Genomic DNA, 22,124 nt, shown 5'->3' on the forward strand with positions numbered 1-22,124 from the left:
TGATTCTCCTTCCCTGGCTCATGGGCACCTTGAAAACTCAGGCAATACGGTGCTGGCGAGCCTTCTCCAGCACCCTGTTCCAGACCTTGTCCACCAGCAGGATCCCGGCCGCCATGGCCCCGATGAACAACAATATCATGGGCTGTCCGCTGGAAATGAGACTCAAGGCAGGCCCTGGACAGATGCCGACCAGGCCCCAACCGATCCCGAACAGTGCGGCCCCGCCAATCAGGCGGCGATCCAGCACGGGAGCGGGAACCCGGACCATAGGTTCCCCCAGCAGGCTCAGACGACGGGGCTTCACCAGCAGGAAGTAGCCCGGCATGAAGACAGCCAGGGCCCCCCCCATCACGAAGGCCAGACTGGGATCCCAGGCACCGGCCAGATCGAGAAACCCGGTGACCCGCGCCGGATCCATCATCCCGGAGAGGGCCATCCCCAGCCCGAACAACAGACCCGCAAACAGACTCGTCAGCAATTTCATGGCAATCAACCCGTCAAAACATGTGGTGAGTAAAGAACACGGTCGCCACGCCCATCCCCATAAAGGTGAGCGTCGCCACCACGGAGCGCGTCGACAGCCGCCCCATACCGCAGATGCCGTGACCGCTGGTGCAGCCATTGCCAAGACGGGTGCCGATGCCCACCAGCAGGCCGGCCAGCAGCACCACGGGCCAGCCGGGCAAGGCATCAAAGGCGGGCATGGTGGCCCAACCCAGGGTCAGCGCCAGCCAGGCCCCCAGTCCCAATCCCAGCAGAAACAGCACCCGCCAGGGCGTCTTGTACTGCATTGCACCGGCCAGAATGCCGCTGATCCCGGCCACCCGGCCGTTGAACAACATCAGGATCAGGGCCGAGAGCCCCGCCAGCATGCCGCCCCCCAACGAGAGCAGCCATTGGCTTTCCATCATCGAATTTCCTCATCTGAGTGACAAAAATGGGTTTGCAGCGCCGCCAGCACATCGGCCGCCGCCTCGCTCACCAGGGAGTAGTAGATCTGCTGGGAGACTTTGCGCGAACGGATAAGGCCGTAGCGCTTCAATACCGACAGTTGCTGGGAGAAGGCCGACTGCCCGAGCTGGCTGTGGGCCAGCAGCTCCCCGACCCCCTTCTCCCCTTCCACCAGCTGGCAGAGCACCATCAGGCGTTCGGGATGAGCCAGCGCCTTGAGCAGGCCGGCGGCGGCTGTCGCATGTCGGTTCATCTCGTCGAAGTGGCTCATAAGATTAAATTAGCAATTGCTGATATTTGTTCTATTGTATAAAACATCCCTAAATTAGCAATCTCTAAACAAAAAAGGAGACGAGAAATGACCGTCGATAACGGAGTCAGAGTGGTCGCAGGTGGCATGTTGCTGCTGTCGCTGCTGCTCACGGCCTGGGTCCACCCGGGCTTTGTCTGGTTGAGCGTCTTTGTCGGGGTCAACCTGATCCAGAGCGCGTTCACCGGGTTCTGTCCCGCCGCCGCCGTGCTCAGGCGAATGGGGCTCAAATAGGCAGGCGGACATATTGGCTCACAGGAGCCGTGTAATAGAGCGGAGGCTCATTATGGCAACCATCATCATCATCGGGGCAGGGTTGGGGGGCATGTCGGCCGCCTACGAGCTCAAGGCCGAACTCGGCAAGCAGCACGACGTCATCCTGGTGAACGACAAACCCGACTTTGAATTCAACCCTTCGAACCCGTGGATTGCGGTCCGGTGGCGAGAGCGCAAGGATATCTCCCTCCCCATAGAGCCTCATGTGAAGAAGAAGGGGATCCGCTTCATCCACGCCGCCCTGACCGGGTTGCAACCCCTCGAACAGCAGATCCGCCTCTCCGATGGCCAGCACCTGCACTACGACTTTCTGGTGCTCTGCACCGGCCCCGCACTCGCCTTTGAAGAGGTGCAGGGAGCGGGCCCGACGGCGGGCGGCACCGCCAGCGTCTGCACCCTCTCCCACGCAGAGGAGTGCCTGCACAGTGTCAACGGGCTGCTCGACGAACCGGGTCCGGTGATCGTCGGTGCCATGCCCGGCGCCTCCTGCTTCGGCCCGGCCTCCGAATACGCCTTCATCCTCGATCGCCACCTGCGCGACAAGAAGGTGAGAAAGGACGTGCCCATGACCTTCGTCACCAGCGAACCCTACATCGGTCACCTCGGCCTCAACGGCGTGGGGGATTCCAAGGGCATGCTGGAGAGCGAGCTGCGCATGCGCGACATGCAATGGATCTGCAATGCCCGCACCGTGGCGGCCAGGGATGGGGTGATGACGGTGGAGGAGCTGGATGAAGATGGCAACGTCAAGCGCACCCACAGCCTCCCCTACAAGCATGCCATGATGCTGCCCGCCTTCGCCGGCATCAGCCCCCTGCGGGGCCTCGAGGGGCTGGTCAATCCCCGCGGGTTCGTCATCGTCGACGAACACCAGCGCAACCCTGTCTTCCCGCAGATTTACGCCGCCGGGGTCTGCATCGCCATCCCGCCCCAGCACAAGACGCCGGTCCCGACCGGGGTGCCCAAGACCGGCTACATGATCGAGGCCATGGTGCGCACCTTAAGCCACAACATCAAGGCGGAGCTGGACGGCCAGCCCCCGGTCACCCGGGCGGTGTGGAATGCCATCTGTCTGGCGGACATGGGGGACACAGGGGCCGCCTTCGTGGCCATGCCGCAGATCCCGCCGCGCAACGTCGCCTGGTTCAAGAAAGGGAAGTGGGTCCACCTGGCCAAGATAGCGTTCGAGAAGTATTTCCTGCACAAGATGCAAGTGGGCGACACCGAACCCATCTATGAAAAACTGATGCTCAAATACCTGGGCATCGACAAGACCCGGTAACCCCCCAAGGGCCCGCCGGTGAAGGGAATAGCGCTCCCTTTACCGGCGCTTTCATCTCTTTTTTATTATGTTTCAATATGTTGCTATCAAGGGCTCGGGGTTTACCCAGGCCGCCGTATCGGCTACCATGTCGCCTCTTTATCACTAGCGGAGACCATCGGTGGGCAACTCATCAAGTGACAGACGCACGCCGACCCTCGTCGTCGGCACCCTGGTCGCGAGCTAGCCGCAGGTTTTTCTCTGCCGCGACTCGCCACCCTGCGAGAAGTGGATCCCTCTTTTCCCCGCTTTTCACACTTGACGTCAGGTGACGCGGACTCATCCCACGACACCTTGCCTGCATAGTTTCTGCTTCCCAAAAGGAGGCTGCTATGCGCTTGATTTCAAACAACCCTGTCGCTGACAAATCCCCTTCCCTGCTGAGCAGACTGGGACGGGGCCTGCGACCACTCTGGCAACGTGGCAGACGGCGTCAGCACCTCTATCGGCTGCACATCCGCTGCGAAGACAGAGCCGACATGGAGCAGGTGCTGGCGGCGGTGAGCCACACCCTGCAACCGGCCGGACTCAGTCCCCTGCAGTCCATGCAGCCCGGGCGCGGTGAAGGCCGCGTGCTGGTGCTGAGCCTCTACTGCACGCCGCCCCAGCGCCGCTATCTGGTGCAGTTCATCCACCAGGTCGGGGCTGTCCACCCGGTACGCTGGGAACTGCGCCCCCGCGCCGGGGACGACGCCACCACCAGCCATTGACCCTCGAACGAGGCGAGGTCCTTCCCGGGCAACCGTGAAGGGCCTCTTCCCTGTTCTGCGCCATCCCGCCCCGTCAGGAAGCGGGTCGCGCCCTTGCATTCACCACGATGTCGACCTTGCCCCCCGTCTCTCACACAACCCGGGGGAGCAGGCTGGTCGGCATCCCCAGGAGGAGACCCTTCATGAGAATGTGGCAACAACTCGATTTTCTCGCCCTGCTCGACACCCTGGCCAGCCTGCTGCTCGCCTTCGTGCTGGGCAGCCTGGTCGGCCTCGAGCGCCAGTACCGCCAGCGCACCGCCGGTCTTCGCACCAACGTGCTGGTCGCCGTGGGGGCGGCCCTGTTCGTCAACCTGGCCCAGCGCATCTATGACCTGCATGGCGGCAGTTACGGGGTCGTCCACGTGGTGGCCTACATCGTCTCCGGCATCGGTTTTCTCGGCGCTGGTGTCATCATGCGGGAATCCGGCAACATCCGGGGCATCAACACAGCGGCCACCCTGTGGGGCGTGGCCGCTGTCGGGGCCGCCTGCGGCGCCGGGTTCGCCCTGGAGGCCATCCTCGGCGCCCTCTTCGTGCTGGCCGCCAACACCCTGCTGCGCCCCCTGGTCAACCAGATAAACCGTGACCCGGTGGACAACATGGACACCGAAGTGACCTATCACGTGACCGCTCTCATCGGCCGCGCTCACCAGAAGGAGGTGCTGCCCTGGCTCGAGCAGATGCTGGAGCAGGCCCACTACCCCCTGAGCGAACTCGACATCACCCCCTTCGGCGATCAGGATCTCGAGATCTCGGCGGCGCTGCTCGCCACCGCCATCGATGGCACCAAGCTCGATGCCCTGATGAACACGCTCGGGGAGCACCCTCACATCAAGCAGATCTTCTGGCGGGCCAGCATCACCGATTGACGCCCTCATACCAGGCGCAGCACAAAAAGCCCCGCCGGATCCGGCGGGGCTTTTTCACAGGAAAGGGAAGCCGTGTGCCTAGCGGCGGCTGCGCCAGCGCACCCTGGGGTTGATGACCTGGGCGGTCTGGGCTGGGGGATTGCCCGCGATGAGTTGCTGCATCATCTCGGAGGCGGCCCGGGCCAGGGCCGGGCAATCCTGGGCCACGGAATCGATGCGCATGGGGATGCAGTCGAGCAGATCGTGATCGTCGAAGGTACACAGGCGCATGCCGGTCTCCATCAGTCCCGCCTCGTTGAGGTAGCGCAGCACCCCCTCCAGCAGGGTGAAAGAGGCGGTAAAAAGCCCCTTCGGCGGTGCCCCGAGTTCGTCCACCAGCTCAGACATCAGCTGATAACCCGAGCTCGGCTGGTAGTCACGGTGGCGGACCCGGTCTGAAGTGGCCTCCAGCCCGGCCCGGTGCAATCCGAGCTCGTAACCCGCCAGCCGGTGGCGGCTGGGGGAGAGATCCAGCAGACCGCCGAAGTAGTAGATCTCCTCCCCGCAATCCTCGGCCATATCCTGCACCAGCTCGGCGGTAGCCTTGCAGGCGTCCGAGATCACCATGGGCAGGCGCGACTCACCGATGTGGCGGTCGAGCTGCACCACCGGCAAGCGGTCGTGGATGCGGGCATAGATATCGTCACTGTGGCCGCTGGAGGCGACGATGAGGCCATCCACCTGGCGGCTGATGAGGTTGTCCACCACCCGCTGCTCCAGGGTGGGGTCATCCTCGGAGCAGGCGATGAGCAGCTGGATCCCCGCCTCCCGACAGCGGGCCTCCAGGGCACGGGCGATGCTGGCGAAGCCGAAGTTGGTGAGGTCGGGGATGACCAGCCCCCAGGTGTAGCTGCGCACCTCCCGCAGGGAGCGGGCGTGGATGCTCGGCTGATAGTGGCACTCGTCCGCCACCGCCTGGATCCGCTTGCGGGTATCGTCGGCGATGCGGTATTCCGCACTCTTGCCGTTGAGCACCAGACTGGCGGTGGCCTTGGAGACCCCCGCGAGCGTGGCTATCTGGGCAATCGTGATCCGTTTCTTCTTCTCCACCTGACCTCCCGGCACACTGAGACCGGGCTATTGTACTAGGCAGGTCGCCAGCGGCCAGTGATCGAGACAAATTTTGCTGCCATCATCACCGCAACGTGCGGAAAGTACTGGGTTTTCGCCGGGGAAGTAACGGGTCGACAAGCTCTGGCGCCCGCCATCGACGAAGCACTCCAGGCTGGAGCGGTCACACAAGACGGTGATCTTGCCCCCAAGCCAGGGGGCGCTTCGCTCCTCCCACTCCCCGCTCTGCCAGTTCTGGCGACGCAGGACAAGACGCCCCGGCTGCCACACCAGCTCGACCACGGCCCCGAACCCGATGCGCCCTTCACCGCACAGCGCCAGATCGAGCCAGGCCGAGTCGATGGCCAGGGCAGGCAGCTCGTCCGGCGCCCCCTCGAAGCGGGTCTGCTCCCCTTTCAGGGCGCCCAGCTCTGCCACCGGCCGCTGGCAGAGCCACTCATCCTGCCAGAACAGCTCCCGCGGGCAGCTCATCTGGTGGATCCAGCCGTGCTCGAGAGTGGGCTGGCTCATCTCGTTCTCCTCCGGCAAGCCCAGCCAGCCGAACAGCAGGCGCCGCCCCTGGCTATCCTGGGTAGTCTGGGGGGCATAGAACTCGAATCCCCGGTCCAGCTCGTGGAAGGACCCGTGGGCGAAATGCGTCCCGTCGAAGTCACCCGCCAGCCAGCCGCACTGGTAGAGGTTGCGATAATCCTCTCCCTGCGGGGCAATCCCCTGGGGGCAGCTGATCAGCACATGGCGATCTCCCAGGGGGAAGAGATCCGGACACTCCCACATGTAGCCAAACTCCCCGAGACCGCCGCGCCCGCTGCCAGCGATGGGGCCCACCAGCGTCCAGGCATCCAGGGTGTCACCGCGATAGAGCAGCACCTCACCCCGATCGTCCAGGGTGCGGGCCCCCAGCACCATCAGCCACTGCCGACCGTCGTGCCACACCTTGGGGTCGCGCACATGGCCGCTGTAGCCTGCGGGTAGATCCAGCACAGGGCCCAGCTTGGCAAAGCCCCCCGCACCGTCGGCGCGGGCCAGACACTGGTAGGCGGTGCGGCTGCCGTCCGGGTATTTGACGTTGCCGGTGTAGATAAGGGTCAGACGCCCCTGCTCATCGCTCACCGCCGAGCCCGAATAGCAGCCGTGGCTCTCATAGGCCTCGGTGGGCAGCAGCGCCACCGGCTCGTGCTGCCAGTGCAGCAGATCGGTGGAGGTGACATGCCCCCAGCCCTTGTTGCGGTGCTCGCAACCGAGCGGGTTCCACTGGTAGAAAAGATGGTAGCGCCCGTCGTGCTCGATAAAGCCGTTGGGATCGTTGAGCAGCCCCACCGGGGCTGCCAGATGCCAGCGGGGCCGATGGGGATCGGCCGCCGCCTTGAGCTGTCCGGCCAGCAGGGACCGGACAACCTGGTTCAGGAGATGGCTTTCCTTCATCACTCCACCTTGTACTTGAGCAGGTAGGAGGCGGCGAAAGCGGCGCCAAAGGCGATCACCAGACCGATGACGTAGTGGATGAGGCTCATGGGCTGGACGATGGCCATGCCCGGGATGCCGGTCAGGCCCACCGCCGTCATGCCGACCTTGGCCGCCACCACGTAGGCGCCGCCGCAGGCCCCGCCGAACAGGCCGGCCAGGAAGGGCTTGATGTAGCGCAGGTTGACCCCGAAGATCGCCGCCTCGGTGATGCCGAGCAGGCAGGACATGGCCGCCGGCACCGTGATGGCCTTGATCTTCATGTCCCGGGTCTTGAAGTAGACCGCGAGGCAAGCCCCGCCCTGGGCCACGTTGGCCATGGCCCAGATGGGCAGCAGGAAGTTGACGCCGATGGCAGGGTTGGCCAGCAGCCCCGCCTCGATGGCGTGGAAGCTGTGGTGGATGCCGGTGATGACGATAAGGGAATAGGTGCCGCCAAACACCAGACCCGCCAGCCAGCCTGCCTGCTCATAGAGGGCGCTCAGACCGAACGAGATGCCATCCCCCAGCACCCGCCCGGCGGGGCCGATGAAAAGCAGCGCCACGAAGCCGGTGATGATAACGGTCAAAAACGGGGTGAGGATGAGATCCAGGGCGTCAGGGATGCGCTTGCGCAGCTGCTTCTCCAGGTGGGACATGAACCAGACCGCCAGGAGCACCGGGAAGACAGTGCCCTGGTAGCCGATCATGGCGACATCCAGGCCGAAGAAGTCCATGGTCTTGAAGCCCCCGGCCACGCCCCAGGCGTTGGTCAGGGCCGGGTGAGTGAGGATGCCGCCAAGGGTCGCCCCGAGGTACGGATTGCCGCCGAATTCGCGCGCCGCCGTAAAGCCGATGAGGATCGGCAGGATGATGAAGGCTGCCGAGCTGAACATGTCGAGCATGACGAACAGGGCGCTGTCGGCGTTGACCCAGCCGTAGGTGCGCACCATGCCGAGCAGCCCCATCAGCAGACCGGAGGCGACGATGGCCGGAATGATGGGCACGAAGATGTTGGAGAGGGTCCGCGCCAGACGTTGGGCCACGTTGAGCTTGGCCGTCGCCATGTCGGTCAGCTCCGCCTTGCTGGCGGTGCCGGTCCCGGTCAGGGTGACGAACTCCGCATAGACCTTGTTGACCAGGCCGGTGCCGAAAATGACCTGGATCTGGCCGGCGTTGCTGAAGCACCCCTTGACCCCCTCCAGCTTGTCGATGGCGGCCTTGTTCACCTTGCTGTCGTCCGCCAGCACCAGCCGCAGCCGGGTGGCGCAGTGGGCGGCGCTGACGATGTTCTCCTTGCCCCCGAGCAGGGGCACCAGATCCTGGGCTATCGCACTGATATTCATATTCTTCCTCTTATGACCCGCCACGCTGGCGGGCCCTTGTCACATGAGAGTAGGGGCTGTCGAGCCGGGCTTCTAGCCGCAGATCAACAGCCGTCTGCGCCTGATCGCAAAAATTCATCCAGCCGGGTGCGGGTGGGCAGTGCCGTCATCGCCCCCTTGGCGGTGGTGGCGAGCGCCCCGCAGCCGTGGGCCTGAGCCAGAATGGCGGGCAGCTCGGCCAGCGTCGGCAGCGAGGTCCGTTCGGCCAAGGCCGCCAGCAGCCCGGCAACGAAGGCGTCCCCCGCCCCCGTGGTATCGAGTGGCGTCACTTTGGGCCCCACCCACTCCAGCAACTCGCCACCCAGACGGGCCACCACACCGGCCGCCCCCCGGGTCACCAGCACCAGGGCCGGGCCTGAAAGAGTGGCAAGCCCCGCCGCCAGATCGTCCAGACCGCTCAGCAGTTGCAGCTCCTCCACCGAGAGCTTGACCACGTCTGCGAGGGCCATGGCCTCGCGCACCACGGGCAGCATCTCGGCAGGGTTGCCCCACACCTCTGGCCTCAGGTTGGGGTCGAAGCAGACCCGCCCCCCGACGGCACGGATGGTCGCCATGGCTTGCAGACAACTGCTGCGCACCGGCTCGTTGGCGAGCGCAATGGAGCAGGTCAGCAGCCACTGCCCGGCCTGGAAGACCGGCAGATCGGCGGGGCTCAGGAACTGATCGGCGCTCGGGCGCACCATGAAGGTGAAGCTGCGCTCCCCCGCCTCATCGAGATCCACCAGCACCGTGCTGGTGCGATGGGCCGGATCCTGGATCAGGTGGCGAATGTCGACCCCCTCCCTGGCCAGGGTCTCCCCCATGAAGCGGCCGAAGGGATCCGCGCCGACCCGGCCAATGAAGGCCGATTCCCCGCCGAGCCGGGCAACGCCCACCGCCACGTTGGCCGGTGCGCCACCCGGACACTTGAGGTAGTACTGCTCCCCTTCCGGGATCAAGTCCACTACCGCATCCCCCATTACCCACACACGATTCGTCACCTTGTTGCTACTCCACTGCTGCACAGGATTTGCCGGGGTCAGCCCCGGGTTCTGGGTCCGCATTATCAGCTAAACCGTTTTAGCTAACCAACAGATCCCGGGGCCGCCTGCCATTTTTGTGATCGGGATAACGAACTAGAACCAGGTTTCCATCTGCACGCCAAAGTTCCACTCGCCCCCGGCGGTGAAGTTGCTCTGGCCCATGGCATCGGAGCTGGCGTAGTTGTCGAGCTCGGAGGACCAGTCCATCCAGGTGGCGAACACCCGCAACTCGGGCCGCTCGAAGAAGCCGGCGGTCTGCGCCTTGAAGGTCGGCGCGAAGGTGAGCTTGGTGAAATCGCCGCTCACCGCCTGACGACCCTTGTAGCCCTTGGGATCGAGGTCCATGTACTGCCAGGTCGCCTCGTAAACCAGCTCGACGTTCTGGCTCAGTACCTGGGCCAGGCGGCCATTGAGGGTCACCCAGCGGTACTCGTCCCCCTTCACGTAACGATCCTGGCTGTGCTCGGCCAGCAGGGCCGGGGCGACACGCCAGCGCGGGGCAAGATCGGTGGCGCCAAACACGGCGACCCGCACCGCATCGGCATCCGGCAGCAGCTCGCTGTCGGAGCCCAGCCCCTTGAGCTCGGCACCCAGACCATGGCCATACAGCACCGCCGCCTTGGAGAAACCGGGGTTGATGCCAAAGAAGCTGTCGGCGTGGTAGGCCAGCAGGGTGTGGGCCCCCTTGTTCGCCGCTTCGCTGCCCGCGCCGCCGTCATTGATGCGCGCCTCGTTGTCCTTGGCGGAGAGGCCGTTCAGCATCCACTGCCAGTTGCCAACGCGGTTGTTCATGGTGAGGATGTAGCTCTCGATGTCGGAGAGACCGCTCGCGCTGATGTCGCCGTAGTCGCGCCCGTAGAGGGAGAAGTTCGCCTTCCAGCTGTCGGCCAGCTGCACGTCGTAGACGCCGCCGCCGGTACCGGCCAGGAAGACCACGTCCGAGTCGAGCCAGTGGATATCGAAGTTGTCCCGGTCAAAGCGCTTGCCCGCCCAGAGCACCGAGTGCTGGAAAGGACCGCTGAAGCTCGCCAGATCGCCGATTTCGGCAAACACCTGGCGGGTGTTGAGGCTGGAATCGCTGGCGGTCCAGTCGTTGCTGGTCTCCACCCCGTCCGCCAGCATCAGCTTGTAGCGGGCCCAGCTGCCATCGTCGAAGGTCTGGGTCTTCAGCAGGTTAGCCTCCATGTAGGTGTCATCCTCGTTGCCAAGGCGACCCACGGCGCCGCCCACCGAGCCGGCCGGGGTGATGTAGGGGCCGCCGCGGCCACCATTGCCGTTGCCGTTCACCAGCAGGCCCGAGCGGGCATAGCCGTGGAACTCGAAGCCCTGGGCCCCGGCGGTCTGCTTGTCCACCTTCTCGCTCTGGGCCTTGGCCACCACGGCCGTCTCGCGGGCTTCGTTTGCCTTGCTCTGGGCCTCATCGGCCCGCGCTTCGGCAGCGGTGGCGCGCTCCTCGGCTGCCTGCACCCGCGCCTCCAGCGCCGCCAGACGAGCCTCGATACCACCATCCGCCGCCCACAGCGGGCTGCTCATTCCCAATCCCAGCGCCACGGCCAGCGCCAACTTGCTCTTGAACATCGTCATCGTCCTCACCTGTCTTCTGTCGCCCGTCCGGGCTCTGTTGTTGTTGACGAGCAGAGGATAGCTAAACCGCTTTAGCTGACTCAATATGCCAGCTAAACCGTTTCAGCAGGAGTGTGAGCGGGATAACATTTGTACAGGGGGAATTGGCGGAAGTTGTGAGGAGGATCCCTCATCGGGATCCACTCAATAAGGGGGGATCCAGGCCAGATGGCGGGCAAAAAAAAGCCGGCACATCCGTGCCGGCTTGGGTAACGCGGGTCGCGTTTATTTGGTCAGGTCGTCGAAGAAGCGTTTCACCCCTTCGAAGAAGCCTTCGGATTTCGGCTTGTGGGTCTTGGCAGCGGCGCCGCTGAAGGAGTCGTCCAGCTGGCGTAGCAGATCTTTCTGGGTCTCGGTCAGCTTGACCGGAGTCTCGATCACCACCTTGCACATCAGATCCCCCACCTGGCCGGAGCGCACGGACTTGACGCCCTTGCCCCGCAGGCGGAACAGCTTGCCGGTCTGGGTCTCCGGGGTCACCTTGAGCTTGACCCGACCATCCAGGGTCGGCACTTCAATCTCGCCGCCGAGCGCCGCCGTGGTGAAGCTGATGGGCACTTCGCAGTAGAGGTCGTTGCCGTCACGGACGAAGATCTCGTGCTCGCGCACGTGAACCTGTACGTAGAGATCCCCCGCCGATGCGCCGGTTTCCCCCGCTTCCCCTTCGCCGGAGAGACGGATGCGATCCCCGGTATCGACCCCGGCCGGGATCTTGACCGACAGGGTCTTGGTCTTCTGGTAACGCCCTTCCCCATGGCACTTGCGGCACGGATCCTTGATGATCTTGCCGCGACCGTGACAGTGGGGGCAGGGCTGTTGCACCGCGAAGAAGCCCTGGCGCATCTGCACCTGGCCGGAGCCGTGGCAGGTGGGGCAGGTCTGGGCCTGGCTACCGGTATGGGCACCGGAGCCGTTGCAGACTTCGCAGTGGACCTGGGTCGGGATCTTGATCTCCTTGGAGACCCCGCGCACCGCCTCTTCCAGCGTCAGCTCCATGTTGTAGCGCAGGTCGGCGCCACGGGCCGGGCCGCGACGACCGCCCCCGCGACCACCGAAGATGTCGCCAAACACGTCGCCGAAGATGTCGCCGAAATCGGCGCCACCGCCAAAGCCGCCGTGGCCGCCACCCTGGCTCGGATCCACCCCGGCATGACCGTACTGGTCATAACGGGCACGCAGGTTCTCGTCGGTCAGGACCTCGTAGGCTTCCTTGACCTCTTTGAACTTCTCTTCAGCCCCGGCATCACCCTGGTTGCGATCCGGGTGATACTTCATGGCCAGACGCTTGTACGCCTTCTTGATCTCGCGCTCGTCGGCACCTTTCGACACCCCGAGCACTTCGTAGAAATCGCGCTTCGACATACTCATCCTGTTGCTATATCAGCAGTTACGCAGACGGGCGTTGGTTACCCAACGCCCGTAAATTCATTGACGAATCTGCTCACACTCTTACTACGAAGCCGTGATCAAGGCTCATGTGCTGCTCGGAATCCTCACGTATATCTATACGCTCCGGTTCCTGCGCTGCTCTTTACCTTGCTGACGGCCTCTCGCGACAGACCGTGAACAGATTCTGAGCCGATGGGCGAAGCGGACTTCGCCCATCCGGGTCGGGCTTACTTCTTGTCGTCTTTCACTTCTTCGAACTCGGCGTCGACCACGTCGTCGTCAGCCTTGGCAGAAGAGGAGGACTGACCGGCGTCAGCACCGGCGGCGCCTTGCGCCTGAGCCTGCTGCTGGGCAATTTCCATCAGCTTCTGGGACGCTTCCAGCAGAGCCTGCTGTTTGGCTTCGATGGTAGCCTTGTCGTCACCCTTGATGGCGGATTCCAGCTCGCTCAGGGCAGTCTCGATCTTGGTCTTCTCGTCGGCAGGCAGGGCTTCACCGGCTTCGGTGACCTGCTTGCGCACGGAGTGGACCAGACCGTCAGCCTGGTTGCGGGCCTGCACCAGCTCTTCGAACTTCTTGTCCTCGGCCGCGTTGGCTTCGGCTTCGCGTACCATGCGTTCGATCTCGTCATCAGACAGACCGGAAGAGGCCTGGATGGTGATCTTCTGCTCCTTGTTGGTCTCCTTGTCTTTGGCGGAGACGTGCAGGATGCCGTTGGCGTCGATGTCGAAGGTCACTTCGATCTGCGGCAGACCGCGCGGTGCCGGACGGATGCCTTCCAGGTTGAACTGGCCCAGGGACTTGTTGTCGCTGGCGCGCTTGCGCTCACCCTGCAGCACGTGAATGGTCACGGCAGACTGGTTGTCTTCGGCGGTGGAGAACACCTGGGACTTCTTGGTCGGAATGGTGGTGTTCTTCTCGATGAGCGCGGTCATCACGCTGCCCATGGTTTCGATCCCCAGGGAGAGCGGAGTCACGTCCAGCAGCAGTACGTCGGTCTTGTCACCGGACAGTACGGCACCCTGGATGGCAGCACCCATGGCCACGGCTTCGTCCGGGTTGACGTCTTTGCGCGGCTCTTTGCCGAAGAAGTCGGCCACGGTCTTCTGAACCAGCGGCATACGGGTCTGACCGCCCACCAGGATGACGTCGTCGATCTCGCCAACCGCCAGACCGGAGTCTTTCAGGGCGACACGAACCGGCTCCAGGGAGTCTTTCACCATGTCTTCCACCAGGGATTCCAGCTTGGCGCGGGTCACCTTGATGTTCATGTGCTTCGGACCGGTGGCATCTGCTGTGATGTACGGCAGGTTCACGTCGGTCTGCTGGGCAGAAGAGAGCTCGATCTTGGCTTTCTCGGCTGCATCTTTCAGACGCTGCAGGGCCAGCTGGTCGTTGCGCAGGTCAATGCCCTGCTCGCGCTTGAACTCGTCAACCAGGTAGTTGATGACGCGGTTGTCGAAGTCTTCACCACCCAGGTGGGTGTTACCGTTGGTCGCCAGTACTTCGAAGGTGGTTTCCCCTTCGACTTCGTCGATCTCGATGATGGAGATATCGAAGGTACCGCCCCCTAAGTCATATACGGCAACCTTGCGCTCACCCTTGACCTTGTTGACGCCGTAGGCAAACGCAGCCGCAGTCGGCTCGTTGATGATGCGCTTGACGTCCAGACCGGCGATGCGACCGGCATCCTTGGTGGCCTGACGCTGGGCGTCGTTGAAGTAGGCCGGTACGGTGATGACGGCTTCGGTCACCGGCTCGCCCAGGTAGTCCTCGGCGGTCTTCTTCATCTTTTTCAGCACTTCGGCAGAGATCTGCGGCGGTGCCATTTTCTTGCCTTTCACTTCAACCCAGGCGTCACCGTTGTCGGCCTTGGCGATGGCGTAAGGCATGATTTTCAGGTCACGTTGTACTTCGTCATCTTCGAAACGACGGCCGATCAGACGCTTGATGGCGAACAGCGTGTTCTTCGGGTTGGTGATGGCTTGGCGCTTGGCCGGCTGACCAACCAGGATTTCGCCGTCATCGGCATAGGCAATGATGGACGGAGTAGTACGGTCGCCTTCCGCGTTCTCGATCACGCGAGCATGGTCGCCATCCAGAATAGCGACGCAGGAGTTGGTAGTACCCAGGTCAATACCGATGATTTTACCCATTTGACGAATCTCCAAATACTTTGAATAAACTGGCGAGGGGCTCGCCTTGATACGTTAACGGCTAGGTGGGGCCTGCCACTGTGGCTTTCAAGCTCCCGGCATCAAATTTTTTGTGCCGCCGTGGCCTTGCAACCTATATGGGGTCTCAAGTCGGCGCTTCAAGTCCGGCCCTGAAAAAACCTGCATACAGGCCACTTGACAGCCAAATGACGCCAGACACGTCTTTTGGCGCCACATCCAACAAAAAGCCCGCCAAGCGGCGGGCTTGGTGAGAACAGCGTGATCAGTCAGCGGACTTGGAGACCATCACCATGGCCGGGCGGATGACGCGGCCGTTGAGCTCGTAGCCCTTCTGCATCACGGCGATCACGGTGTTCGGCGCCACATCGGCACTGGGCACCATGCTCATGGCCTGGTGGGCATTGGGGTCAAACGGCTGGTTGGTCGGGTCCAGCGCCACCAGGCCGAACTTGGCCACGCCGCTCTGCATGGATTTCAGGGTCAGCTCGACCCCTTCAATCATCGGCTTGAGGGTGTCGTTCTCCTTGTCCGCCAGCTCGATGGCGCGCTCCAGGTTGTCCAGCACCGGCAAGAGCTCTGCGGCGAACTTCTCCAGTGCAAACTTGTGGGCTTTCTCCACGTCCTGAGCGGCACGGCGACGCAGGTTCTCCATCTCGGCGACGGCGCGAATGGCGCGCTCGCGCTCTTCCAGGGAAGCCTGCTGGGCCGCCTCCAACTGGGCCTCCAGCTCGGCGATGCGGGCCTGCTCGGCTGTCACTTCACTGTCTACATCGGTCGGCTCGACTGGCTGGGCTTCCACTTGCTCCATCGCTTCAACCTTTTGTTCTTCGTGGCTCATGACATCTCCAATATTCAGGGGTTGCGTGTGAGGGTGGCTGGCGTTCAGACAAGCGACACGCGCCAGCAGACCCTGTGTTGGCGCTATTATGGGGACACAGCCCCGGCTTTCAAGGGGAAAAGGGCAGATCGGGCACAATGGCGCCCATCCGCGTGCCAGGCAGCCCCTTTTCGGGGCCGATTGCACCAACCGCCACGGAGGCAGACAAATCCCCGGCAAAGCGCGGTATACTCCCCCCAAGACTCTCCCAGACCCGATAACCTATGGATTCTCCGTTCAAAACCGTTGCCCTCATCGGCAAGCCCCATCACGAGGGGGCCAACCAGACCCTGACCGGCCTGTATCAGTACCTGACCAGCCGTGGCTTTCGCGTGCTGCTGGAGAGCCGGGTGGCCCATACCCTGGGGCTGCTCGGGGAGAACGTGATGGATCTGGTGCAGCTCGGCGAGCAGGCGGATCTCGCCATCGTCGTCGGCGGTGACGGCAACATGCTGGGGGCCGCCCGGGTGCTGTCACGGTTCGATGTGGCGGTGATCGGGGTGAACCGGGGCAACCTCGGCTTCCTGACCGATCTCTCGCCCCAGGATTATCTGCTGCCCCTGGAGCAGGTGCTCTCGGGTCACTTCAAGAGCGAGCATCGCTTCCTGCTGGAGGCCGCCGTCTATCGCCACGGGGAGCGCAAGTCGAGCAACCTCGCGGTCAACGAGGCGGTGCTTCACCCGGGCAAGATCGCCCACATGATCGAATTCGAGGTCTACATCGACGGCAGCTTCATGTACAGCCAGCGCTCGGACGGCATCATAGTGGCGACACCCACCGGCTCCACCGCCTACTCCCTGTCGGCAGGGGGGGCCATTCTCACCCCCAAACTCAACGCCATCACGCTGGTGCCCATGTTCCCGCACACCCTGAGCAGCCGCCCCATCGTGCTGGATGCGGACAGCGAAGTGCGGCTGCTGGTCTCGCCAGACAACCAGGACGACGCCATGCAGGTGAGCTGCGACGGCCAGGTCACCCTGGCGATCCACCCGGGAGACGAGATCCTCATCAAGAAGAGCAGCCACAAGCTTCATCTGGTGCATCCGCTGGATTACAGCTACTTCCACGTGCTGCGCAACAAGCTCGGTTGGGGCAGCAAGCTCTTCTAGCCAGGCACCACCGGTGGCGAGGGTCTACCCCTCGCTGCTTTCGACCAGCCGAGGCTGTGCCGGCTCGAATGCCAGATGCACCCCGTTTCTCCCCGCTTCCTTCACCCGGTACATGGCAGCATCGGCTTTGGTCAGCATCAGTGCCAGGTCAGCCTCGGCACTGGCGCACACGACCCCCATGCTCACCGTAACCCCCTCGCACGGCAGGCAGGCCCCCTGCCGGGATCCCGTCTCTATCTGGCGGCGGATCCGGTCACAGATGTCGCGGGCCATCTGGCCGCTCACGCCGCCCATGATGATGGCGAACTCCTCGCCACCGATGCGCCCCACCAGATCATCCTTGCGTACCTCGGCCACCAGCACCCCGGCCACATAGCGAATGACCTCATCCCCGCAGCCGTGACCAAACTGGTCGTTGACCCGCTTGAAGTGATCGATGTCCAGGACCACCACGCAGCGCGTCTGGCCAGGCGTAGCCCCCTCTCCCTGCCTGAAGAGACCGCGCCGATTAAGCACCCCGGTGAGGGGATCCCGCTCCGAGAGCGCCAGCAATGCCTCCTCCGTCTCCACATAGGCCACCAGAGGCAGCAGCAACACCGAGCCGATGGTCAGCACCATGTGCATGAAGAAGATGAGATCGAGCCAGCCTCCGTCTCCCATCCGCCCTTCGGCTCCCAGCAAGAGCAGCCCCCCCCCTGACTCAGCAGGATGGTGAAATGCAGCAGGTAAATGAGCGCCACCACATGGAGCACCCGCTTCTGTTGCCGGCCGAGAGAGACGATGAGGCAGGCGCACCACAGGTACAACATCGACTCCATCAGAGCCAGCACAATGCGCACGGGGGCGAGGCTGGACAGTCCCAGATAGAGCAGCAGCAACACCGCCACGCCTCCCCCCACGGCACGGGGATGCCATGCGCGCTCGTAAAGCGCACAAAAACCGGCGAGCAACAGCAGGATGCTCATGAGCGAGACCAGGCCGCCGACCCGGATGCCCAGCGCCGGATACCCTCCCAATACCCCCAGACTGAGCAGCAGGATGGAGAGGGAGAAGAGAAAAGCGGAGAGGGACCAGTACAGAAAGTTGCCTCGACCCGGCTTCAGGGAGTGGATGAACAGCATGATCAGCCCCGACATCAGGTTGATTGCCAGGGAGATCAGCAGCAGGGTCGGGGTATGGATCATCGTGACGCATCCTTGCGAAGAGGTCTGTACACAGCCCAGGCTCAACCAGGACTGTTTCGAGTGTGTCTCAGCCAGCCACTCACCACAAGAGAGCCCCTCGAGGTGGCTTCTCGCATCGCCTCAGCCCATGCCAGGTACGCAGGTTGATTTTGCAGGCCATCTGATCGGCGTCACACCCATGCCGCGGCCTTGACATCCTTGCCCTCCCCCTGTTTCGCAAAAATCCTCCCTGCCCACTTTACTGTATATAAGACCAGTATATACTGGATGCATACACAGTAATGTTGACCCATACAGGATGAGACCATGCTGACCCAGCTGACCGTCAACAACTTCGCCATCGTCAAGTTTCTCGAGCTCGATCTGCAACCGGGGATGACCTGTATCACCGGGGAGACCGGGGCGGGCAAATCCATCGCCATCGACGCTCTGGGGCTCTGCCTGGGAGAGCGCGCCGAAGCCAGCATGGTGCGCCCTGGCAGCGACAAGACCGAGGTGAGTGCCCGCTTCCTGCTGGAGGGTAATCCTGCCGCCCGGGCCTGGCTCGCCACCAACGAGCTTGAAAATGACGGTGAGTGCATCGTCCGGCGGGTACTGTCTGCCGAGGGGCGCTCTCGCAGCTATATCAACGGGGTTCCCGTCCCCCTCGCCCAGCTCAGGAACCTGGGTCAACTGCTGGTCAACGTCCACGGTCAGCACGCTCACCAGATGCTGCTCAAACCCGATTACCAGCTCGCCCTGCTGGACGGCTACGCCGGTCATCATCTGCTCCTCGACGATGTGCGCCGCCACTACCAACAGTGGCGCCAGTTGCAAAACGAGCTCAACCGGCTCAAGGCCGAGCAGCAGCAGCGGGAAGCCCGCCGTCAACTCATCGAATACCAGGTGCAGGAGCTGGACGAATTTGCCCTTCAGCCGGGAGAGTTTGAAGAGATTGAAGAGGAGCATCAGCGGCTCGCCAATGGCACCGAGCTGATGCAGGAGTGCGGGTATTGCCTCGATCTGCTCTATGACAATGAAGAGACCACCATCGCCGGTCTGCTGCAGACGGCGGTGGACAGGGCCGAGACCCTGGTCGGCATGGACAGCCGGCTTGGCAACGTGCTCGGCATGCTCAACGAAGCCCTGATCGGCGTACAGGAGAGTCACAGCGAGCTGCGCAGCTATCTCGACCGGCTGGAACTGGATCCAGAGCGCTTCAACGAGCTGGAGAACCGCCTCTCCAAGGCCATCAACCTGGCACGCAAGCACCATGTCAAACCGGCGGAGCTGGCCCACTACCATCAGGAGCTGGCCAGCGACCTCGCACGCCTGCACTCCGACGAAGAGCGACTCGAGGGGATGGAAGACGAGCTGGCCTCGGCCCGCCAGGCCTTCGTGCAGGCCGCCGAGGCCCTGAGCCAGAGTCGCCAGCGCTATGCCGAGGAGCTTGGCGCGAAGGTAAGCGCCAGCATGCACGAACTGGCGATGCCCGATGGCCGCTTCGCCATCGAGGTGCGACCCGATGCCCAGAGCAGCCTCTCGCCCCTTGGCATCGATCGGGTGGAGTTCATGGTCACCACCAACCCGGGTCAGCCCATCCAACCCCTTGGCAAGGTGGCTTCCGGCGGCGAGCTGTCGCGTATCAGCCTCGCCATCGTGGTGATCAGTGCACGCAAGATCTCCACCCCGACCCTTATCTTCGACGAAGTGGATGTGGGGATCAGCGGCCCGACCGCCGCCGTGGTGGGCCGCCTGTTGCGCCAGCTCGGCGAATCCACCCAGGTGATGGTGGTCACCCACCTGCCCCAGGTGGCAGGCAAGGGTCACCAGCACATGGTGGTGAGCAAACACACCGACGGCAAGACAACGGAAACCCAGATGCAAGCGCTCACCCAGGGCGCCCGGCTCAACGAACTGGCCCGCCTGCTGGGGGGCGATCAGATCACCGACAACACCCTGGCCAACGCCCGTGAGTTGCTCGCAAGCTGACCACGGGGCGGACGGGATGCCCTCCCGTCCATGTCGGCCCTTTCAGATTGACCGAGTCATCATCGCGGTGGCCTGTTGAAGCCTCTTGCCGACGGCGCCGGCCTGGTTGACCGATGCCGTGAGCCGCAAGAAAGAGGGGCTGCCCTGGCTAATCCGCGGCACGTGTCTTGATGCTCAGTCTGAGCCTGTCAGCCTGGTCATCACCCAGTCGGGCTTCCATCGCCATGGTCAGGACGCCACTCATCTTCGTTGCACTCATTCACATATCGAACGGCCCCATCCCTTCATTTTCCATTCAACTCAGTCTGTTATGATGATGTAAACGGACTCGGTACCTTCAGTTGCCATCGACAGAAGGTGACGCTTGATGCAAACACACCGGGTTCGTTTGAGCTGACATTTCGCGGGAAGGGAGGATGGGAGCGCGCTTCCGCCGTCTGACCCGCACCTGCCAAGGAGAACTGCTTATGAGCCCGACCAATATTGTGCTGTTGCTGGAAGGCAAGGATTACGAGCAGGAGACACTGGCCAAGGCGAGCCGTCTGGCACAAGGGCTGGGCGCCAACCTGACCTTGTTGCACCTGACCCACAGCAGCAAGACCCGTCGCAATAGTCTGTCCCTGTCACAAGAGGAGCGCAGCGCCCAGGGCACCCTGGATGCCAAGGCGATCATCAGTGAACTCATCACCCAGCTGTCTCATCCGGTGGATTACCAGTGTCTGGTGGTGGATGACGTGGTGCCGGATCTACAGCGCTGGCTGGCCGCCCACCCCGCCGATCTCTTGCTGGTCGGCAGCCGTCATCACTGGATGGAGGGCTCGCTGGCCCGCCTGCTCCTCTACAAACTGCCCCTCGATATCCAGATCTGCCACGAGCCTCACGCCGCCTTGCTCAAAGCCGTCGGTTGACACCACAAGACCCGCTCCCTGAGCGGGTCTTCTTGTTTCTGACGCCCCGCCGTCATCCTCCCCCAGCTTGACCTCCTCCACTGCGTCACCGCCAGAACCACACGATTTCTTACACATTGCTCGCTTCTTTTTGAGGGCCATTTGCTGCACGATATGGCCCTTGCACGCCTTCGCTCGTTTCGTTCAGGTGATAAATGAAAGCTCTTCGAAAACCCGGCAAGCTCGCCCTGCTCGCCCTTGTGCTGATCCCTCTCGTCACCTGGCTGGCCTGGCCAGGCAACACACCGGACCCGGTACTGACCGCAACGGTTACCCGACAGGATGTGGAGCAGACGGTGCTCGCCAGTGGCGTACTGCAGGCCATCGAGCAGGTGGATGTGGGGGCTCAGGTCTCGGGTCAGGTCACCTATCTCGCGGTGGAAGCGGGTCAACAGGTCAAACAAGGAGAGCTGCTGGCGGAGATCGATCCCCTGATCGCCCAGAACAACCTCAAGACCGCCGAGGCGGAGCTGGCCAGCCGCCGCGCCCAGCTCAAGATCAAGCAGGCACAGCTCAAACAGAACGAGCTTGCCTGGCGCCGCCAGCAGCAGATGTTTCGGCAGGAAGCGAGCTCTCGTGCGGATCTGGAGAGCGCCGAAGCCCAGCTTGCCGTCACCCGGGCCGAGCTGCAAAGCGCCCAGGCCGACATCGACAACGCCATCATCAAGGTGGAGCGCGCCAAGACGGAGCTCGGCTACAACCGCATTCAGGCCCCCATGGATGGTACCGTCGTCTCCATTGTCACCCGGCAGGGGCAGACCCTGGCCGCCAGCCAGACGGTACCGACCCTGCTCAAGCTCGCCAATCTCGACACCATGACGGTCAAGGCCCAGATCTCCGAAGCGGACGTCACCCGTGTCAAGGCGGGCATGCCGGTCTATTTCACCCTGATAGGGGATCCGGATACTCGCTACCACGGTACCCTGCGCACGGTCGAGCTGGCCCCCACCAACATCAATGAGCAGACGGCCAGCACCACAGCCACCAGCAATGCGGCCATCTACTACTATGCCCTGTTCGATGTGCCCAACCCCGGCCATCAGTTGAGGGTCGCCATGACGACCCAGGTCACCATCGTACTCGGCGAGCGCAAGCAGGTACTGACGATTCCCCAGACCGCCCTCGGCAAGAAGATCGGCGACAACGAGTACGAGGTCAGCCTGCTCAAGGCAGGGGACCAGAGAGAGACCCGCCGCATCAAGACCGGCATGAAGGATGACATCAAGATTGAGGTGGTGAGCGGCCTGACCGAGCAGGAGAAGGTGATCCTGGAGCAGGGCAAGCCGGCCCTGCACGATGAAGGGGAGATGGAGCCGTGAGCGAGCCCCTGATCCGTAAGCGCCCCTAGATCAGCACCTGTTTTTCGGACAATACGCTCGTCACACTTAACCTCATCGTTTCTTCATCGAGG

21 protein-coding genes are annotated in these 22,124 nt (G+C 63.2%); 8 read left to right on the top strand and 13 right to left on the bottom strand.

Annotated elements, in window-relative coordinates; genetic code table 11:
* Nucleotides 1–37 precede the first annotated feature (37 nt).
* The 3 genes from PG896_RS12725 to PG896_RS12735 are packed head-to-tail and all read right to left on the bottom strand — an operon-like array spanning nucleotide 38 to nucleotide 1,222.
* The gene (locus PG896_RS12725; protein WP_052814680.1) at nucleotides 38–484 is read right to left on the bottom strand and encodes a YeeE/YedE family protein; all 447 of its coding nucleotides are present in this window, start codon (nucleotides 482–484) and stop codon (nucleotides 38–40) included.
* A 13-nt stretch (nucleotides 485–497) separates the two neighbouring features.
* On the bottom strand, nucleotides 498–911 hold the full coding sequence (locus tag PG896_RS12730; protein WP_042881673.1) for a YeeE/YedE family protein: 414 nt from the start codon (nucleotides 909–911) through the stop codon (nucleotides 498–500).
* A complete protein-coding gene (locus PG896_RS12735; protein ID WP_042864166.1) occupies nucleotides 908–1,222 on the bottom strand; it encodes an ArsR/SmtB family transcription factor in 315 nt (104 codons plus the stop codon). The genes PG896_RS12730 and PG896_RS12735 overlap by 4 nt, the downstream gene beginning before the upstream one ends.
* Nucleotides 1,223–1,309: 87 nt before the next feature.
* Between PG896_RS12735 and PG896_RS12740 the strand changes: the two genes are divergently transcribed.
* The 4 genes from PG896_RS12740 (at nucleotide 1,310) to PG896_RS12755 (ending at nucleotide 4,479) form a co-directional block, all read left to right on the top strand.
* Nucleotides 1,310–1,495: a YgaP family membrane protein gene (locus tag PG896_RS12740; RefSeq protein WP_039039226.1), complete on the top strand. Its 186-nt coding sequence runs from the start codon at nucleotides 1,310–1,312 to the stop codon at nucleotides 1,493–1,495.
* Nucleotides 1,496–1,547: 52 nt separating this feature from the next.
* Entirely contained in the window at nucleotides 1,548–2,819 is a 1,272-nt protein-coding gene (locus PG896_RS12745) for an NAD(P)/FAD-dependent oxidoreductase (RefSeq protein ID WP_270835775.1), read from the top strand.
* Nucleotides 2,820–3,190: 371 nt separating this feature from the next.
* A complete protein-coding gene (locus PG896_RS12750; protein WP_039039228.1) occupies nucleotides 3,191–3,568 on the top strand; it encodes a hypothetical protein in 378 nt (125 codons plus the stop codon).
* A 182-nt stretch (nucleotides 3,569–3,750) separates the two neighbouring features.
* Nucleotides 3,751–4,479, top strand: a complete 729-nt coding sequence (locus tag PG896_RS12755; RefSeq protein WP_041213246.1) for an MgtC/SapB family protein — start codon at nucleotides 3,751–3,753, stop codon at nucleotides 4,477–4,479.
* A gap of 78 nt (nucleotides 4,480–4,557) precedes the next feature.
* Here PG896_RS12755 and PG896_RS12760 read toward each other — a convergent pair whose 3' ends face one another.
* The 8 genes from PG896_RS12760 to grpE form a co-directional block, all read right to left on the bottom strand.
* Complete coding sequence (locus PG896_RS12760) at nucleotides 4,558–5,568, bottom strand: substrate-binding domain-containing protein (protein ID WP_109112194.1); 1,011 nt, start codon at nucleotides 5,566–5,568, stop codon at nucleotides 4,558–4,560.
* Between the two features lie 27 nt (nucleotides 5,569–5,595).
* Nucleotides 5,596–7,011: a glycoside hydrolase family 32 protein gene (locus PG896_RS12765; protein ID WP_109112193.1), complete on the bottom strand. Its 1,416-nt coding sequence runs from the start codon at nucleotides 7,009–7,011 to the stop codon at nucleotides 5,596–5,598.
* Nucleotides 7,011–8,375 (bottom strand): sucrose-specific PTS transporter subunit IIBC, encoded by a 1,365-nt coding sequence (locus tag PG896_RS12770; RefSeq protein ID WP_270835777.1) that lies wholly within the window; start codon nucleotides 8,373–8,375, stop codon nucleotides 7,011–7,013. The genes PG896_RS12765 and PG896_RS12770 overlap by 1 nt, the downstream gene beginning before the upstream one ends.
* An 83-nt stretch (nucleotides 8,376–8,458) precedes the next feature.
* Nucleotides 8,459–9,418 carry an aminoimidazole riboside kinase gene (locus PG896_RS12775; protein ID WP_109112198.1) on the bottom strand — a complete coding sequence of 320 codons (960 nt, stop codon included), beginning with the start codon at nucleotides 9,416–9,418 and terminating at the stop codon, nucleotides 8,459–8,461.
* Between the two features lie 111 nt (nucleotides 9,419–9,529).
* Nucleotides 9,530–11,020 carry a carbohydrate porin gene (locus PG896_RS12780; RefSeq protein ID WP_113978200.1) on the bottom strand — a complete coding sequence of 497 codons (1,491 nt, stop codon included), beginning with the start codon at nucleotides 11,018–11,020 and terminating at the stop codon, nucleotides 9,530–9,532.
* 264 nt (nucleotides 11,021–11,284) lie between these two features.
* On the bottom strand, nucleotides 11,285–12,421 hold the full coding sequence (gene dnaJ / locus PG896_RS12785) for a molecular chaperone DnaJ (RefSeq protein ID WP_010673647.1): 1,137 nt from the start codon (nucleotides 12,419–12,421) through the stop codon (nucleotides 11,285–11,287).
* Nucleotides 12,422–12,675: 254 nt separating this feature from the next.
* Complete coding sequence (dnaK, locus tag PG896_RS12790) at nucleotides 12,676–14,604, bottom strand: molecular chaperone DnaK (RefSeq protein ID WP_201956578.1); 1,929 nt, start codon at nucleotides 14,602–14,604, stop codon at nucleotides 12,676–12,678.
* 283 nt (nucleotides 14,605–14,887) lie between these two features.
* Nucleotides 14,888–15,463, bottom strand: a complete 576-nt coding sequence (gene grpE / locus PG896_RS12795; protein WP_029314044.1) for a nucleotide exchange factor GrpE — start codon at nucleotides 15,461–15,463, stop codon at nucleotides 14,888–14,890.
* A gap of 263 nt (nucleotides 15,464–15,726) precedes the next feature.
* Between grpE and nadK the strand changes: the two genes are divergently transcribed.
* Nucleotides 15,727–16,611, top strand: coding sequence for an NAD(+) kinase (nadK, locus tag PG896_RS12800; RefSeq protein ID WP_201871677.1), 885 nt, complete (start codon nucleotides 15,727–15,729; stop codon nucleotides 16,609–16,611).
* A gap of 24 nt (nucleotides 16,612–16,635) precedes the next feature.
* Here the strand turns inward: nadK and PG896_RS12805 are convergent, their stop codons facing one another.
* Nucleotides 16,636–17,271, bottom strand: a complete 636-nt coding sequence (locus PG896_RS12805; RefSeq protein ID WP_270835778.1) for a GGDEF domain-containing protein — start codon at nucleotides 17,269–17,271, stop codon at nucleotides 16,636–16,638.
* Nucleotides 17,220–17,795: a hypothetical protein gene (locus PG896_RS12810; protein ID WP_270835779.1), complete on the bottom strand. Its 576-nt coding sequence runs from the start codon at nucleotides 17,793–17,795 to the stop codon at nucleotides 17,220–17,222. The genes PG896_RS12805 and PG896_RS12810 overlap by 52 nt, the downstream gene beginning before the upstream one ends.
* Nucleotides 17,796–18,101: 306 nt before the next feature.
* On the opposite strand from PG896_RS12810, the gene recN reads away from it, so the two are divergent.
* The 3 genes from recN (at nucleotide 18,102) to macA (ending at nucleotide 22,032) form a co-directional block, all read left to right on the top strand.
* Complete coding sequence (gene recN, locus PG896_RS12815) at nucleotides 18,102–19,766, top strand: DNA repair protein RecN (protein ID WP_270835780.1); 1,665 nt, start codon at nucleotides 18,102–18,104, stop codon at nucleotides 19,764–19,766.
* Nucleotides 19,767–20,233: 467 nt separating this feature from the next.
* On the top strand, nucleotides 20,234–20,674 hold the full coding sequence (locus PG896_RS12820; RefSeq protein ID WP_042864170.1) for a universal stress protein: 441 nt from the start codon (nucleotides 20,234–20,236) through the stop codon (nucleotides 20,672–20,674).
* Between the two features lie 194 nt (nucleotides 20,675–20,868).
* The gene (gene macA / locus PG896_RS12825; protein WP_201925735.1) at nucleotides 20,869–22,032 is read left to right on the top strand and encodes a macrolide transporter subunit MacA; all 1,164 of its coding nucleotides are present in this window, start codon (nucleotides 20,869–20,871) and stop codon (nucleotides 22,030–22,032) included.
* Nucleotides 22,033–22,124 lie beyond the last annotated feature (92 nt).

Origin of the sequence: Aeromonas sp. QDB30, assembly GCF_027707645.1 — a bacterium.
GTDB lineage: Bacteria > Pseudomonadota > Gammaproteobacteria > Enterobacterales > Aeromonadaceae > Aeromonas > Aeromonas caviae.

Bases quoted from the DNA above. Each gene is read 5' to 3' on its own strand.
- macA (WP_201925735.1), top strand. From the start codon at position 20,869: ATGAAAGCTCTTCGAAAACCCGGCAAGCTCGCCCTGCTCGCCCTTGTG.
- recN (WP_270835780.1), top strand. From the start codon at position 18,102: ATGCTGACCCAGCTGACCGTCAACAACTTCGCCATCGTCAAGTTTCTC.
- PG896_RS12765 (WP_109112193.1), bottom strand. From the start codon at position 7,011: ATGAAGGAAAGCCATCTCCTGAACCAGGTTGTCCGGTCCCTGCTGGCC.
- dnaJ (WP_010673647.1), bottom strand. From the start codon at position 12,421: ATGTCGAAGCGCGATTTCTACGAAGTGCTCGGGGTGTCGAAAGGTGCC.
- PG896_RS12735 (WP_042864166.1), bottom strand. From the start codon at position 1,222: ATGAGCCACTTCGACGAGATGAACCGACATGCGACAGCCGCCGCCGGC.
- PG896_RS12750 (WP_039039228.1), top strand. From the start codon at position 3,191: ATGCGCTTGATTTCAAACAACCCTGTCGCTGACAAATCCCCTTCCCTG.
- PG896_RS12820 (WP_042864170.1), top strand. From the start codon at position 20,234: ATGAGCCCGACCAATATTGTGCTGTTGCTGGAAGGCAAGGATTACGAG.
- PG896_RS12730 (WP_042881673.1), bottom strand. From the start codon at position 911: ATGATGGAAAGCCAATGGCTGCTCTCGTTGGGGGGCGGCATGCTGGCG.
- PG896_RS12725 (WP_052814680.1), bottom strand. From the start codon at position 484: ATGAAATTGCTGACGAGTCTGTTTGCGGGTCTGTTGTTCGGGCTGGGG.
- PG896_RS12810 (WP_270835779.1), bottom strand. From the start codon at position 17,795: ATGATCCATACCCCGACCCTGCTGCTGATCTCCCTGGCAATCAACCTG.
- nadK (WP_201871677.1), top strand. From the start codon at position 15,727: ATGGATTCTCCGTTCAAAACCGTTGCCCTCATCGGCAAGCCCCATCAC.
- PG896_RS12755 (WP_041213246.1), top strand. From the start codon at position 3,751: ATGAGAATGTGGCAACAACTCGATTTTCTCGCCCTGCTCGACACCCTG.
- PG896_RS12770 (WP_270835777.1), bottom strand. From the start codon at position 8,375: ATGAATATCAGTGCGATAGCCCAGGATCTGGTGCCCCTGCTCGGGGGC.
- PG896_RS12745 (WP_270835775.1), top strand. From the start codon at position 1,548: ATGGCAACCATCATCATCATCGGGGCAGGGTTGGGGGGCATGTCGGCC.
- dnaK (WP_201956578.1), bottom strand. From the start codon at position 14,604: ATGGGTAAAATCATCGGTATTGACCTGGGTACTACCAACTCCTGCGTC.
- PG896_RS12805 (WP_270835778.1), bottom strand. From the start codon at position 17,271: ATGGGAGACGGAGGCTGGCTCGATCTCATCTTCTTCATGCACATGGTG.
- PG896_RS12740 (WP_039039226.1), top strand. From the start codon at position 1,310: ATGACCGTCGATAACGGAGTCAGAGTGGTCGCAGGTGGCATGTTGCTG.
- PG896_RS12780 (WP_113978200.1), bottom strand. From the start codon at position 11,020: ATGACGATGTTCAAGAGCAAGTTGGCGCTGGCCGTGGCGCTGGGATTG.
- grpE (WP_029314044.1), bottom strand. From the start codon at position 15,463: ATGAGCCACGAAGAACAAAAGGTTGAAGCGATGGAGCAAGTGGAAGCC.